The 16,069-nt window shown below is 36.4% G+C and carries 11 protein-coding genes and 1 pseudogene; 9 read left to right on the top strand and 3 right to left on the bottom strand.

The genetic code is table 11. The features are described 5' to 3' along the window. Window positions 1–48 precede the first annotated feature (48 nt). Window positions 49–924: a hypothetical protein gene (locus tag FJR04_RS21265; RefSeq protein WP_168498513.1), complete on the bottom strand. Its 876-nt coding sequence runs from the start codon at window positions 922–924 to the stop codon at window positions 49–51. 37 nt (window positions 925–961) lie between these two features. Between FJR04_RS21265 and FJR04_RS21260 the strand changes: the two genes are divergently transcribed. After that, window positions 962–3,499: a CHAT domain-containing protein gene (locus tag FJR04_RS21260; RefSeq protein ID WP_168498511.1), complete on the top strand. Its 2,538-nt coding sequence runs from the start codon at window positions 962–964 to the stop codon at window positions 3,497–3,499. A 181-nt stretch (window positions 3,500–3,680) separates the two neighbouring features. Here FJR04_RS21260 and FJR04_RS21255 read toward each other — a convergent pair whose 3' ends face one another. Both FJR04_RS21255 and rimO read right to left on the bottom strand, forming a co-directional pair. Further along, on the bottom strand, window positions 3,681–5,237 hold the full coding sequence (locus FJR04_RS21255; RefSeq protein WP_168498509.1) for a DEAD/DEAH box helicase: 1,557 nt from the start codon (window positions 5,235–5,237) through the stop codon (window positions 3,681–3,683). Between the two features lie 65 nt (window positions 5,238–5,302). After that, window positions 5,303–6,658, bottom strand: a complete 1,356-nt coding sequence (gene rimO / locus FJR04_RS21250; RefSeq protein WP_168498507.1) for a 30S ribosomal protein S12 methylthiotransferase RimO — start codon at window positions 6,656–6,658, stop codon at window positions 5,303–5,305. A 1,066-nt stretch (window positions 6,659–7,724) separates the two neighbouring features. Here rimO and btpA point away from each other — a divergent pair. The 8 genes and pseudogenes from btpA to FJR04_RS26700 all read left to right on the top strand — a co-directional run bounded on the left by btpA (window position 7,725) and on the right by FJR04_RS26700 (window position 15,948). Then, window positions 7,725–8,597, top strand: a complete 873-nt coding sequence (gene btpA / locus FJR04_RS21245) for a photosystem I biogenesis protein BtpA (protein WP_168498505.1) — start codon at window positions 7,725–7,727, stop codon at window positions 8,595–8,597. 92 nt (window positions 8,598–8,689) lie between these two features. Continuing rightward, complete coding sequence (locus FJR04_RS21240) at window positions 8,690–9,679, top strand: vitamin K epoxide reductase family protein (RefSeq protein ID WP_168498503.1); 990 nt, start codon at window positions 8,690–8,692, stop codon at window positions 9,677–9,679. A 375-nt stretch (window positions 9,680–10,054) separates the two neighbouring features. Beyond that, window positions 10,055–10,372, top strand: coding sequence for an RNA polymerase sigma factor (locus tag FJR04_RS21235; RefSeq protein ID WP_168498501.1), 318 nt, complete (start codon window positions 10,055–10,057; stop codon window positions 10,370–10,372). A 15-nt stretch (window positions 10,373–10,387) separates the two neighbouring features. Next, a pseudogene (locus tag FJR04_RS26705) lies at window positions 10,388–10,543 on the top strand (RNA polymerase sigma factor); the annotation flags it as partial. A gap of 144 nt (window positions 10,544–10,687) precedes the next feature. Further along, window positions 10,688–11,089, top strand: a complete 402-nt coding sequence (locus FJR04_RS26295; RefSeq protein ID WP_254445340.1) for a hypothetical protein — start codon at window positions 10,688–10,690, stop codon at window positions 11,087–11,089. Between the two features lie 248 nt (window positions 11,090–11,337). Beyond that, a complete protein-coding gene (locus tag FJR04_RS21225) occupies window positions 11,338–11,895 on the top strand; it encodes a hypothetical protein (RefSeq protein WP_168498499.1) in 558 nt (185 codons plus the stop codon). 312 nt (window positions 11,896–12,207) lie between these two features. Then, entirely contained in the window at window positions 12,208–13,050 is an 843-nt protein-coding gene (locus FJR04_RS21220) for a P pilus assembly protein, chaperone PapD (RefSeq protein ID WP_168498497.1), read from the top strand. A 123-nt stretch (window positions 13,051–13,173) separates the two neighbouring features. Beyond that, window positions 13,174–15,948, top strand: a complete 2,775-nt coding sequence (locus FJR04_RS26700) for a carboxypeptidase-like regulatory domain-containing protein (protein ID WP_168498495.1) — start codon at window positions 13,174–13,176, stop codon at window positions 15,946–15,948. The last annotated feature ends 121 nt before the right edge of the window (window positions 15,949–16,069 follow it).

Genomic DNA, 16,069 nt, shown 5'->3' with positions numbered 1-16,069 from the left:
AAATTAAAGGTTGGGTTTTATTTTATTCAACCCAACCTACGGCTAAAATTAATTGTTAAATCTCGCTAACAATTCCTCACGGGATAATTGTAAACACAAACGAGTATATTCTTCCGGTGGAAAATTTAGCAAATTATTGATAATCGTAGATAATTCATCATCCAAATTACCAAATCTGACCTTTAATAAACTTTCCAAAACCACACGCTGTCCTTCTTGTACAGCCTCAGCCCTTGCTTCTTGATAAGCTGCTGTCAACTTCATAATTAACTCCTGGTCATCTTCTGTTAATATGTCTTGAGTTTGTAAACTCACACGCCAACTAAAAACCAGTTCTAAAATATTATGACGTAATGGGTTTTCCTGTGGTAGTGCAAGTAATTCTTTTACTGCTTCCTCTTGAACCTTATCCCGTCCTAACAACCTACACAACAGTGTTTCACCAGTGACAGGTAACTGGTTAATTGCTACTATTGCCGTTTTGAAAGCGTCCGGGAGAAAAAATACTCCTGGTAGCCAATTATCTAAATCTAGTTTACCTCCAAAACTCTCTATTAAACCAGGAGAAGCAGAGGGAGCTAAAACCCACAAACGTGGTAAATTAGTTTCTGCTAAAGAAGTATTTTCTCGTTTAGCTTTCCGTTGAAAATCGCCATAAACAGAAAACAATTTTATGATACAGTTACGTACCTCCGTTTTACTCGGTTGGTTACGAAAAGGTTCTAATAAAGCGGTACTTTGTGCTATTCTACCTAGTAATCCTAAAGATTGTGGATCAACTTTGGGTGATGGAATAGGAGAAAAGAAAATATCCACCTGACGAACTTCATCAGTCACTTCCCGACTGACTTCTACTGTTCCCAACGGTGACAACAGTTCCTCTAAATATTGTTTTGCAAATTGGTCGTGTTGTTGTCGAGTCATGAACCTATTTTAACATTATAGTGAGTAAGATATCATTATGTTAAATCGCAATTTATTGGTTTTGAGTTTATTATCATTAAACTGTGTTTTCACTGCTCCTGTTTTTGCTAATATTAGTAATATTCAGGTTAGTTCTGAAAATTCCCTATCTTTAAAAAATCAAGCTCAGAGATTATATGAAAATGGAGAATTTCAACCAGCTATTACTATTTTAAAAGATGATATTAATAATTATCAAAAACAAGATAATTTTATTGGACAAATCATAACTTGGCGTAATTTAGCTTTAGTTTATCAAAAAATGGGAAACCCTCAAGAAGCTAAACAAGCCGTATCAGAAAGTATCAAATATTTACCCAAAATAACAGACGATAAAAAACGTCAAGAATTATTTGCCAAAACTCTAGAAGTACAAGGACAAATTCAGTTATCTATTGGGGAAATTCAAAAATCTTTAGATACTTGGAAACAGGTAATTGATATTTATGAAAAATCAGGAGATAGTAACGCATTAATTAGAACTAAAATTAATGAAGCTCAATCTTTACAAGGCTTGGGTTTATATAATCAAGCTGTTAAAAGTCTGACGACAACGCAATTAATTTTAGATAAACAACCGGATACTTTACTCAAAGCTAAAGCACTCTTAACTTTAGGTGATGTTTTACGAGGAGTAAGAAAATTAGACGATTCTCTAAATGTCTTGAATCAAAGTTTAACTATTGCTGAAAAACTATCATCTAACTCTACTATTACTGAAGTTCTAATTAGTCTAGGTAAAACCCATAGATTAAAATTAAATTCTGAGCAAGCTATTAATTATTATCAACAAGCTATTGAAAAATCACCAACTTCAGATTTACTTATTCAAGGCTATTTGAATCAAATAGAGTTGTTGCTATCAGATCAAAAAATCGCCGAAATTCAAGTATTAATTCCTAAAATACAAGATACGTTAACTAAATTACCTGCTAGTCGTAGTGGAGTTTATGCTCGGATTACTTTCGCTAAAACTATTCTGAACAATGAAAAAATAGCAAAAAGTTATCAAAATTTGATTGTTAATGAATTAGCAATAGCATTAAAATTAGCAAAATCATTAGCAGATAATCGCGCTGAAAGTTATACTTTAGGGGTTTTAGGAAATGTCTATGAAAAAAATCAACGTTATGCAGAAGCACAAAAATTAACAGAAAAAGCTGTTTTAATTGCTCAAAGAATCAAAGCACCAGATATTAATTATAAATGGCAATGGCAATTAGGGAGAATATTAGCAGCCCAAGGAAATAAAAAAGATGCTATATCTGCTTATAAACAAACTGTAGAAACTTTAAAAAATATCAGAACTGATTTAGTGGCTATTAGTTCAGATTTACAATTTTCTTTTCGAGAAGATGTTGAACCAGTTTATCGAGAATTAGCAGGATTATTGTTAAAAGAAAAACCCAGTCAAGAGGAGCTAAAAGACGCGAGAAAAGTTATTGAAGATCTACAATTAGCAGAATTAGATAATTACTTCCGCAATGCTTGTTTAAATAGTAAATCCGTAGAAATAGATGAACTTAATGATCCGACAACTGCTGTTTTTTATACTCTGATTTTAAAAGATAGATTAGAATTAATTGTAGCTTTACCTAACAAACCTCTACAACACTATTCACAATCTATATCTGAAGAGAATGTAGAAAAAAGTGTTAAGGGTTTAAAACGCGAATTAACTAATATTCACACAGGTTCACGCAAAGAAAGATTAAGATTATCCCAGCAAATTTACAGTTGGTTAATTAACAAAGAATTAGCTACTAAACTAGAAACTAGTAAGATTAGCAATTTAGTCTTTATTGCTGACGGAGTATTAAGAAATATTCCCTTAGCTGCTCTTTATGATGGTAAACAATATTTAATTGAAAAATATAGTGTTGCTCTTGCTCCTAGTTTACAGCTTGTTGATATCAAACCTTTGCCACGAGAGCAGGTTCAATTATTAGCAGGAGGAGTAAGTGAAACTCGTAGTAATTTTGTGGCATTACCTAATGTATTAGTAGAATTAGAACAGATTAAAGCTAAATTTCCTACGGGAATTTTCTTAAAAAATGAATCTTTTACCAATTTTAATGTAGAAAATAAAATTAAACAATATCCTGCTCAAATTGTCCATTTAGCTACTCATGGTCAATTTAGCTCTAATGTGGAGGAAACATTTATTTTAACTTGGGATAATGTCTTAAATATTGATCAGTTAAAGAATTTACTAAGTTCTGATACTAAACAAATTCGTCCTATTGAATTATTAGTTTTAAGTGCTTGTCAAACTGCAAATGGAGATGAAAAAGCGGCTTTAGGTTTAGCTGGAATAGCGGTTAAAGCTGGAGCGAGGAGTACCATTGCTAGTCTTTGGTCTGTGGATGATGAAGCAACATCTTTACTGATGAATCAATTATATCAGGAATTAGCTAATAGTAAACTTACTAAAGCGGAAGCTTTACGTCGCGCTCAATTAGCGGTTTTAAATAATAATAAGTTTCAACATCCTTATTATTGGTCAGCTTTTGTATTGATAGGTAATTGGTTGTAATGCTGTATGGCAAGGAAGTGATGCCTTTATCAAGCGATCGCATTTAAGACAACTTGATCCATTTTATCCTTGCTCATATAAAACAGTGAAGAAGGTGATAGGTAATAGTGTTCGTTCGTACACAGAAGAAGAATTTTCCATTTCCTCTGTCACCTGTCACCTGTCACCTGTCACCTGCTAACTATTCTCTACCCGTAGGTGAACCTAACTTTTGATTGCTAGGACTAGGAGAAGATTCACGGTGGCTTGTTCTTAACTTAGGTTTAGCACTACCACGTCTTTCATCGTTGCCTTTACCTTCTTTTGACCAAGAAGAACGGCCGCGACCACCGCCACCTGAACCACGTTCCCGTTCTCCACCATCACCGGAATCACGGCGTTTGTTAATTCTGGGTTTGGGTGTTGGGCTTTCGTCAACAGGAAGATCCACTCCTGATAATAACCAAGCGGGGCGAGTTTGATCGTAGGCGATTTGTAAAGCAGCAGCAGCGATCGCATGAGCGTCGTATTGCTCAATCATTTCGCTGATAATAGGCAAGAAGGAAGCTAACCGTTCACCAGTTAAGGCTTCAGCTACTTGTCCTTTCAATTTCTGGATATGTTGGGCTTCAATCTGTGCCTTGGTAGGAATAGATAGAATTTGCCAAGTTTGGCGGTTATGGCGTTCAAACGCTTGTTGTTTACGGCGCTCAAATGCTTGAACTAAAGAAATTGCCGTTCCTTCTTTTCCAGCCCGACCAGTTCTCCCAATCCGGTGAACATAGGTTTCCACGCTATCGGGTAAATCAAAGTTGATGACATGAGAAAGTTGATCAACGTCTAAACCTCTAGCAGCAATATCAGTTGCTACTACCCAACGAACTTGACGGTTACGGAAACGAATTAATAAGCGTTCCCGTGCTTGTTGGGACAAGTCACCATGATATTCATCCACACTATGACCAGCAGATTGTAATTGACTAGTTAATTCTGCGGCTGTGCGACGGGTACGAACAAAGATTAAAGCTGTTTCTGGATCTTCCATTTCCAAGATTGGCTGTAAAGCTTTAGCTTTTGTCCAATGACGAGGAATCATGTAAGCGACTTGATTGATTTTATTCGGTGCGGCTTTAGGTTGTTCAACAGTAACTGTGACTGGTGAGTTCAAAAATTTATTTACCAACATCCGAATTGATGGTGGCATTGTCGCTGAAAATAATGCTGTTTGGCGTTCGTTAGGCGCTTGGGAAAGAATTCTTTCCACATCATCAATGAAGCCCATGCTCAACATTTCATCAGCTTCATCTAAGACAAACCATTTCACTTGATCCAATTTCAAGTTACCACGATCTAGTAAGTCTATTACCCGTCCTGGTGTACCAACGACGATTTGCGCCCCACGTCTGAGTTGCATAATTTGGCGGTCAATTGATTGACCACCATAAATAGCCGCAGCTTTTAAGTAACTGTTACCAATAAATTGGGAAACAGCCGCATGAACTTGAATTGCTAACTCACGGGTTGGGGTTAAAACTATTGCTTGTACAGCTTTTAAGTTTTCATCTAACCGTTCTAAAATCGGTAGAGAAAAAGCTGCGGTTTTACCTGTTCCTGTTTGTGATTGACCGACTACATCCCGACCATTTAATAGTTGAGGGATTGCCTGGGTTTGGATATTAGTAGGTGCTGTAAAACCCATGTTTTCTAACAGTTCAGCACGTTCTTGGGAAATGCCTAATTCTTGAAATGATAAATTCATTAACGCTCCTAGATTTTATTGTGAATTTTGGACTTGTAAACCGATACTTATTTGTAAATTAAGTCTTATACAACAGTAGATAGTAGTTGGGAAGATAATCTATCACTATTGACAACTTGACCATAAAGGTCATAGGCATCGGCGTTTTGAATCGCTACTTTGACGATGGTTCCTAGCCTAGCCTCTCCTTTAACATAGACTTGACCATCAACTTCGGGAGAAAATCTGCCAGAACGACCGATTAATTCTCCACTTTCAGGATTTTCTTGCTCAATCAGGACATCAACAATTTTGCCGATTTCCTGTTGATTTTTGGCGAGGGAAATTGGCTGTTGTAATTCCATCAGTTGATCACGGCGTGCGGCCATTACTTCTGCGGAAATTTGATTGGGGAGACTGTAGGCAGGAGTTTCTTCTTCTGGTGAGAAGGTAAAGACACCAACATGATCAAATTTATGTCGTTGAGTAAACTCTAATAAATGCTGAAAATGCTCCTGTGTCTCTCCCGGAAAACCAACTATAAATGTGGTTCTTAGCACTGCTGATGGTAGTGCAGTTTTGATCCGTTCCATAATCCCATCATTGATCTGCCCTTGCCAAGGACGATTCATGGCGCGGAGAATTTCTGGATGGGAATGTTGTAGAGGCAAATCCAAATATGGCAAACAGTTAGGAGTTTCTTGGATGGCCGCAATCACATCCGCTGTCAATCCGGTGGGATAGGCATAGTGCATCCTAATCCAAGGTATATCTACTTTTCCTAAAGCCCGCAGCAATTCGGCTAGTTTTGGTTTCCCGTAAATATCTAAGCCGTAATTGGTGGTGATTTGGGAAATAAGAATTATTTCTTTAACACCTTGATTTGCCAGTTGTTGGGCTTCGGCAACTATTGATTCAATGGTACGCGATCGCTGGTTTCCTCGCAAATGGGGAATAATACAAAATGCACACCGATAATCACAGCCTTCTGCTACTCGCAGGTAAGCTACTCCTTCGGTTGTTGTTCGATAACGTGGTGTGGTTTCATCAGCAATATATGTGGGTTCAGCAGTAATTTCTTTAACTCTTTCTCCCTGCTCTACTCGCTCGATCACATCAACAATTTTGTGATAATCTCCTGTTCCCACTACCGCTACTGCTTCTGGCAATTCTTCCAATAGTTGCTCTTGAAAGTGTTGCGCCATGCAACCAGTAATCACGATTTTTTTATTGGCTTCTGCCAGTTCTACTAGGGTTTTTACTGATTCTTGTCTAGCTGCTTCGATAAAACTACAGGTATTAACAATTACGTAATCTGCTAATTCTTCGTTACTATCTACACCATAGCCTGCGTTTACTAGCAGCCCTAGCATATGTTCTGTATCAATTCGATTTTTCTCGCAGCCCAGGTGAGAAATGGCAATCGTTGGCTTTTCACCCATATTTTCAATAAATCTTCTGTTTTTTCTTGTCCATTAACTTTCAATTATTGGGTCGAAAATCAACAAATATTAGGAGATTGCAGATCAATGAAGTATAAAACTTCAACAAAAAAATCAAGTATCAAATGAGTTTTACTCTGTTACTCCTGACTTCTGCTGTAATTCCCACCCAACTACCCGCTACTAATTACCAGATTTAATCTATATAACTAATAACTTGAATTAGTAAACACATAACCATAGACCTCATCATTATATTGATGGAGTCTATACTATGATTTTTCTACTAATTTGTTTCCCAGGGTAATTGTAAGTGTCTTTGGGTAAGTCTGACACTCGTAATATTTTTTAACAATTCGCTTATTGGTATTTTATATTACCGCAGCGTGGGCGTTGTTAATTTACCCATCGGGAAGCCGACCAAGAGGTCTGTTGTGAGAAGCCGCTACCCTCAGGGAAATCGCGCTCGCGACTACGCCTATCAAGCAGTAATGCTACTCCGGCATTTAGAATTAAATGACGGGAAGCTGCCTTGCATCTTGTGAGTGGCAAACTCCTCTTCTGATCAGATTTTATCTTAACATATCTTATGGAAGGTTTAAAGTTAATTTCCATCTTGAGGAGGAGGCAGCAAACAGAGGCTCAAAAACTTATCTTATGGATAGATAAGAAGGTGGATATGAGATAAACAAAATGTGTGAAGAAAAGTAAATAGGAATGAAACCCTTTTTTCCCTGCTCCCTGCCCCAACGACTATTTTTAACGCCAACCTACATAAGAGGCTTCTACTTTTTCAGCTAAAACCCAAAATTGTGGGACTTGTTCTCTACTATATCTAGTTTAGACTAGGAATACGTAATTAGCAAAATTACAATTTCTTCTCTGTTAAGAGTTCCCTAAAGCAACTTAATATTAGTACAAGAAGACAGAATACTGTAATACCTGGTAGAGAATCTACATTTTTTGTTTGGTTCTCACTGTCTAATTATTGATGCCATTTGAAGCCCCCTTGTCTGGAGAGTGGGGATAGGCAAGCATTCCAGACTGTGCCAAGTAAATTAAAGACGTGGACTTACATCAGTTATTTAACACCCAAACACCAATTATTGGCGTAGTACATCTGCTACCCCTTCCTACCTCACCCCGTTGGGGCGGTAGCCTAAAAGCAGTGATCGACCGCGCTGAACAAGAAGCCACAGCCCTCGCCAGTGGAGGGGTAGATGGGATTATTGTAGAGAATTTTTTCGATGCCCCATTTACCAAAAATCAAGTTGATCCCGCAGTTGTGAGTGCCATGACTGTGGTTGTCCAACGCATACAAAATTTAGTCACTGTGCCTGTAGGATTAAATGTGTTACGGAATGATGGCAGAAGTGCGATCGCTATTGCTAGTTGCGTAAAGGCACAATTTGTCCGTATCAATGTTCTCATAGGTGTGATGGCAACTGACCAAGGACTAATTGAGGGGGAAGCCCATCAGTTACTGCGGTATCGGCGAGAATTAGGATCTGATGTGAAAATTTTTGCTGATGTTTTGGTAAAACACGCCCGTCCTTTAAGTTCTCCTAATCTAACTGTTGCTGTTAAAGATACTATTGAAAGAGGTTTGGCCGATGCGGTAATTTTATCTGGCTGGGCTACGGGTAGTCCACCAGACCAAGAAGATTTAGAATTAGCTAGTGCGGCGGCGGCTGGCACTCCTGTTTTGATTGGCAGTGGCGCAAGTTGGGAAAATATTGGCACTTTACTACAAGCTGCTAATGGTGTGATTGTATCCAGTTCTCTCAAACGTCATGGTCAAATTCAGCAACCAATAGACCCCATTCGCGTCAGTCAGTTTGTAGAAGCAGCCCATCGCAATTGGAATGTTAAAGGTGATCATCTAGGCGGAGTCAGGAGTTCAGGAGTTCAGGAGTTCAGGAGTTCAGGAGTTAATTAAGGAGTCAAGGGTTAAAGAGAAGGAAGAAGAAAGAGAAAAAAGTCACCTGTTAATTACCAATCACCAATCACCAATTACCAATTACCAATATTATGATTCGTCGTCGTTCTACTCCTTGGATTCATAAATGGTCGCGTCCATTGATTGGAGCGATCGCTGGATTTGGTATCCTGAATACAGGTTATCTGACTTATGAAAAGCTCTCAGGTAAAATTCCAGTTTGCACTACACCAGAAAATGTAAAAAGTTGTGTAGATGTTCTTTCCAGTCCTTGGGCTACGGTTTTGGGTCAACCATTACCTGTATTTGGTTTATTAGCATACATAGGTATGTTCATATTTGCATTAGCTCCCTTAGCATTGAACTCAGGAACAAATCCCAAAAACCAGAAACAAATAGAAAATCTGACTTGGTGGTTGCTGTTTATGGGAGCGATCGCTATGACAGTGTTTAGTGCATATTTAATGTATGTCTTGGCATTTGAACTCCAAGCCGTATGTCTTTATTGTATCGCCTCTGCCTCCTTTGCATTAACTATGTTAGTGCTAACCGTTGTTGGCAAGGATTGGGAAGATATTGGACAACTTCTATTTACTGCTCTAATTGTGGCGATGGTGACACTAATTGGTACTTTAGGGGTTTATGCTGGTGTCAACCAATCCGCTGAAATTCCTGAATCAACAGATGGTAAACCTACAGCAATTACCTTTACACCTAAAGTAGAACCGAACCCTGCGTTTGGCTGGGAAATTACTACTACTTCTGGAGAGGCAGAAATCGCCCTAGCTCAACATCTTGCCAAAGTTGGTGCTAAAGAATATGTAGCCTATTGGTGTCCGCACTGCCACGAACAAAAGCTACTTTTTGGTAAAGAAGCTTATGCAATTTTGAATGAAAGTTCTGCTGTAGAGTGTGCTGCTGATAGTCCCAAAGGTAAACCAGAATTATGTAAAGCCGCAAAAATTGAAGGTTTCCCAAGTTGGATTATTAATGGTAAAACCTATAGCGGAGTACAGAACCTAGATGAACTAGCGAATATTACTGGTTATACAGGTCCAAAAAACTTTAAATATTTCCGTTAGAGATCAGACTACATCCAGCAAACCAGTAATCAAGCATCGAGAGTAGGAGTTTAGCAATGCTCATAGGTATCAACTTAGATTCAAACCGCTGATATAACGTCATTACAAGGATTTCACGTTAAGTTGACACCAAAGAGCTTTTACTTTACCCCTACTGGATATTTATATAAATAATACACAAAATCTCCTTTTTGTCAACCCGTATTTCAATATATGAAATTTAGATAAAGATTATACATTTAAGTAAATATACGGTTTCTTCATAAGCTAATGATTAATTACTCTGTTATTATCTAGCTAACAGAGCTAAAAATTAGTTTAATATGTACTCGTGTAATTCTTACTTACTATTATATGTATGCTGATCATCAGGATATGGACTCAACCTTTTGGCCATTATGGCAACAACATCAGGACTATTTGTATCTTTGCTGTGTAAAATGGACGGATAATGTCGCTGATGCTGAAGATGCACTCAGTCAGGCAATGTTGAAAGCCTGGGATAAAATCAGTAATTCTCCGGTTGATATTAAAAACTTTAAAGCGTGGTTAAGTCAATTAACTTATAATCTTTGCGTAGATATACATAGAGAACGTCATCGGGGTGGAAGACAAGTTGAGAGTTTGGATGCAATAGGTTTTGAAGAACAAGAAATAGCTAGTCAGGAAGAAACACCAGTTCTTGTTGCGTAGCAACAAGAACTAAAAATTTTTTTTTGTCTTGCTATTGATGAGTTACCAATTAGACTGCGAGAAACTTTTATTCTGCACTTTAAAGAGGAAATTTCATATCAAGAAATTGCGGAAAAACTGAATATTTCTTGTGATAATGTCCGCAAGCGGATTTCCCAAGCACGGGCAATTTTAAAAAAGAGATATCATCAAGATTTTATTAGTGAAGATATTAATCACAATGCGGTTTATTCTCAGTTAAGAAAAAGTAATATATTTAACAACACTCAACAGCTAGAAATATCTATTTCTAAGACTGAGGTTTTATCCGATGAGTTGGAAATAGTAGAAATTGTACTTGAAGATAAACAGGAAGAAGAGGTTATTGTTTTGCAGCTTGTTGTGGTAGATAGCCAATCTGATGGAGAGGTTGAAGAGGTCATCAAAGAGTCTGATGTAAATGATGAATGTCTGGCTGTACTGGATTTTGGAGTTTTGGAAAATAGGAAAAATAGACTATCCAAACCAGTAAAATGGTGCAATTTTCAGGGCAGAAAAGATATTTACCCCACGATAATTAATGCTATATTGTTTTATTTATTTTATTACCAAGTCTTTTGGCAAAAGTGGGGTGATAGTGGTGGGAGAAGATCCCCGACTTCTTTTTTCATCATTTCTATCAATAGATCAATAATGTTCAGAAGTCGGGGATCTGGATTATTTTCTGCTGCCTTTTAAATGAATAAAAATAGTTGCTACCCACAAACTTCATCAAAAAATTGTTGGGTTGCTTTTGCTTTGTCAAGTTACATAGATTCACTCGCAATATACATAAAGTAGGCGGTTTGACGAGAAATTATCATTTAATATTTTGATGATTAGCATTGGAAAGTTATTACATATTAATTCAGTTAAACAATTCACAATTTGGCATCGGCAAACGTCTAAGTAATGGAAAGACAAAAAACTTATCCCTGATATTAAAAATGAAAAACCTTCGTCGTCTTGCTTTAGTTGCTGGTATTGCCCTCAGCGCTGTTGCTTTTAGCCCCAAAGCCCAAGCTCAAACTGCTGACATTGATTTTAATGGTACAGTTCCTTCAAATTGCACCATTAACTTCGGCACAGGTGGAACACTAGCTGCTTCCCCTACTGTCCCTGAGAGAGCCATTCTATCTGAGGACATAGCTGGCGTACCTGGAAATATCAATGTTACTTGTGGCGGTGGTGTAGTATTTACTGTTGCAAGTGTTACTGATACTGGTACTTCCCTAACCTCTGGCTCATACGCAACTAACGTTGATGGCGTATTTGCCAAAGTTGTAGATACAGCTACCAATACCAACGTGGCTTACGGTGAGGTTTCCCCTAGTGGTAGAGCAGCTCTTTTAAACAATCCCCCTGGTGTACCAGGTCCCCTTCAAGCGGGTCCTATCGTTAATAAAAACTATGGGGTGTGGTTGTCTCTTTTCAACATTGCTGGCAGAACACTGAGTCCTGGAAATTATAGCGTCCGTGTTTCTGTTTCTTTAGCACCCCAATAACTGCATAAATATAGGGTGCATCCCACTTTGGTAACCTGGTAAATATAATCTAATGTCAAGACCCATAGAAGTCTTAAATTTCAGGACTTTACCAACTGAGTATAATTACTCAATTTCCTAACTGGGATGTACCCTAAATATAACTCTGACTTGATCATTAGATATCATCTAGGCAGACTTTTCTCTGCCCTTACATAACATCCCCAAATATTACCTATTACCTGCGGGAAGTTATGCCTACCGAGTAAATATTCTTTTGACACCGCATTAGTTTAAAGCTAGACACTGAGAGAAAATTAATCACTTATTTATATGTTGAAAAGATTACAAAATATCCTCACCTTATCGTGTTTTTTTGGCGTTAGTTTTGCCTCCATACCAGCCTATAGCCAACAGTTATCGGTTTCGCCCTTAGTCATTGAACGCAAAGCTGAATCAGGACAAGCTAGGGGCGTTATTGATGTTACTAATGGTTCTGATAAACCCTATCGAGCTAGAGTTACCTTATCACCTTTCACCTATAGTCGTGAAGGATTGCAAGTTTTAAAATCTAGTCCCAATGACTTAACACCCTATTTAACATTTTCTCCCCGTGAATTACTGATTACCCCAGGACAGAAACGCTCAATTCGTTTCAATGCTAGGTTGCTTCCTAGTTTACCTCAAGGGGAATATAGGGCAATGTTTTCCATTGAAGAACTTAAAGAAAATAGTCCTTCTACTCAAAAGAATGAGGTTAGTTTGGTTGTTAGTATAGTTTCGACTATTTTTGTGAGAAATGGCGATCTTGCTCCGATTTTAAAAATAGAAAAAGCATTTTATGACGGTAAAAATAAAGAGATTAGATTATTAGTTAATAATGCAGGAAAAGCCACAATCCGCGCTAGAACTGACTGGAATTTAACTCAAAATGGTAAATCTGTAAACTCTGGTAAATTAGAAGAAACTACGATTATTGCTGAAGGTGATAGATATATTAGAATCGCCTATCCTCCTCAAGAACAAAATCTGACACCTGGTAATTATAACTTTTCAGGAAAATTAACATGGGACTTTCCCAACAAAGGGGGGACTTTACCTTTTAATGTTAATTTTAATGTCTCTCCAGAAGATATTAAAACAGAAACAAAACCTGCTCAACCACTAAAGAAATAATTCTAAAATTGGCAGAAAGAATACCAGCGATTATAAATCACGTCTACACAGGTAAAACCCACCTTCGTGGGTTAATTCACATATTTGGGATAGTTTCCAAAAATTCATATTTCTGTAAGTTTTGTGATCATAGCTTCTGTAATTTTAAATTCCTATCAACAACCAGATTTAACTTCATCTGTTCATGATGTTAATCATCCTATCAATGAAGTTAAAAGTCTCTCATCTTTTCCCCAACCAGAAATTGATCAAACACCAGCTTTTAGTTTATCTAAACATAATATTAATCAAGTTAAAATTTTAGATTCATTTCCCCAACCAGAAATTGATCAAAAACCAGCTTTTAGTTTATCTAATTATGGTCTTAATCTAGCTCAAGTTAAAGATTCTCCTTCTTTAATACCAGAACCACCACAATTTGTTGTATTACCAGTAGGAATTAATATTGGTAGACGTAATATTCTACAATCTTCTTTTGTCAGAGGTTATGAAGATGGAGAAAAAGCCGTTAATTTTGCTGATTGGTTAGTTAGTTTTAAAGATTTAACTACAGCATTAAATTTAACTGTGAATACCTTACCAGATGGACAATTAGAATTAAGAGGAATTGGTTTAATTAAACGTATTAATCCCAATGAATTAACCACAGATCCAGAATTGGGTTTAGCTATATCTATTGCTAAAATTGAGGAATTATTAGAAGTTAAATCTCAATTTGAGATTGCAGCTTATTCAATTATATTTGAACCACCTTGGTTGAATTTGCAAGGTAAAAAAAATCGTATTCAAGAACTTCCAGTAATATTAGAAGGTTTACCTGTTGTTAAATCTCCTAACTTTACTTTTTCAAATATAGGACAACAAATTAATATTAATGGTAGTGAAAACAGTAATCAATTAACTACTCAAGGTAACTTCACAGCTATTGGTACAATATTGGGTGGAAGTTGGTTTTTAAGAATTAATCAACCAGATTTACTTGATAATACAACTTGGCAAATTCAAGAAGGGCAATATTTTAAACCAGGTGATTTTAATGATTATATTATAGGTTCTCAACCTACTTTTTGGCAAGGTCAAGGTAGAGGAGATTATTGGGGTTTTACTGCTATTAAAAGATTTGGATTTAAACCAGATATTTTTGACGGTAGCACCTATTCTCCTTCTCAACGTTTACAAAGTAATACCATTAATCGCATTATTGAGGGAACAGCAGCACCAGGAACTTTAGTACAATTAGTTTCTGGTTTTGATAATACAATTTGGGAACAGGTATTAGTTGATTCTACAGGAGTTTATCGGTTTGATAATATTCCTATTAGTAATAATGGGGGAAATTATCGAGTTTTACTTTATGCAAATGGACAATTAGCAAATACTCCTGTTGAACAAGAACCTATATTTCTCAATCTTCCTGGACAATTAACTAAAGGAACATCAAGTTTAATTGTATCCAGTGGTTTGAGTAGACAAACAAGAAATAATGAATTATTTGGTGACTTAACTGATATTCGGGGAGGAGTTGGTTATCGTTATGGTGTTTCTGATTCTTTAACTTTGGGTGCAGGAATAGTTTATGATCGAGATTTGTTAGGATTTGCAGATATCTATTATCAACCTAATAATTTTCCTTTGAAATTAGCTTTATCAGCTTTACAAACATCAGAAAAGTTTAAATATAATGCTAATATTGAATTTAGACCCTCTCCTCAATTAAATCTAAATTTATCCAGCAATGAACTATTCCAAAGTTTTAACTTTAACTGGAATGTAGCTAGAGGTTTAAATATTAATAGTAGTGGTAATAATAACAGTGATATTATTAATCTGGGATTTAATGTAAATCAAAATATTGGTAATATATCCACTTTTTCTAGTTTAAAAATTGACAATAAAGGACAATTAGATTTACTATCTAACGCTCGTTGGCGTAAATTTAATTTATTAGCTAGATCAAGTTCTACTAGTATGGGATTACAGTTAAATTATGATGGTGATATTTTTAATTTACCGGGAAATGAGTCTTTAACTTTAGGTTATGAAACTAATAATTCTAATAATCGAAATAATGATTTATTGACCTTGAAATGGAAATATCAATCACTATATAGTCAAACTGAACAACGGCCTATCTGGGATTTTGATCTAGGTTATGGTATAGGTTCTCAAGGTAGTGGTTTATTAGCTTCTGTTTCTACTGTTTTTATTCCTGGTTTGTCTTTACGTTTACGTTATGATGGTATTTCGTTAACTTCCGATAGTGCTTCTTATCGGATAGAAATTGGTTCAGCAGTTAATTTTAGTCCGAAAATTAGCCCTGGAGATACAAGATTTGAACGTTTACGCAGTGAAGGGGGAATTTTTATTCAGTCGTTCTTAGATAAGAATAATAATGGTATTAGAGATAATAATGAAGAGATTTATACTCAAGATACAGAACTACTATTAATGTTGAATAATAAAAAATTTAATCCTAACTTTTCAAATATTACAAAACAAGGTGTATATTTAAAACTTGCACCTGGTATTTACCGTTTAGATTTAGATCCGGCTGGATATCCTCTCGACTATAAACCTACTCAAGTAAGTTCTGCAATAGAAGTGGTTGCTGGTAGTTATACAAAACTTTCCATAGCTTTTGTTGCTTCCTACACTTTAGCTGGAACTGTGACAGACTCCCAAGGAAAACCTATTGCTGGTGCTAAAGTTGAAGCGATTAATGCTAATAATAAATTATCAGCGATATCTATTACTAATAGTGCTGGTATTTTTTATTTAGAACAATTACCATTAGGAACATATCAAATACAAGTTAATGGTAAACCTGCTGAACCTAATACAATTACGATAAAAGCAGATGATCCAACTTTAAAAGAATTAAATTTGAAGTTACCCTAGAAGCCCTGGCGACTGGAAGTCGCGGCTACACAGACAAAACCCATCTTCATGGGTTTCAAACTCTTAATTTTTCGTCCTTAACGGGTGACAAGGTAGCTAAACAGCTCTATTTTTCAATACC

Origin of the sequence: Anabaena sp. UHCC 0204, assembly GCF_009711975.1 — a bacterium.
Classification (GTDB): Bacteria; Cyanobacteriota; Cyanobacteriia; order Cyanobacteriales; family Nostocaceae; genus Dolichospermum.
Note: the sequence above shows the minus strand (reverse complement) of the source record. Positions and strands in the feature narration are given on the sequence as shown.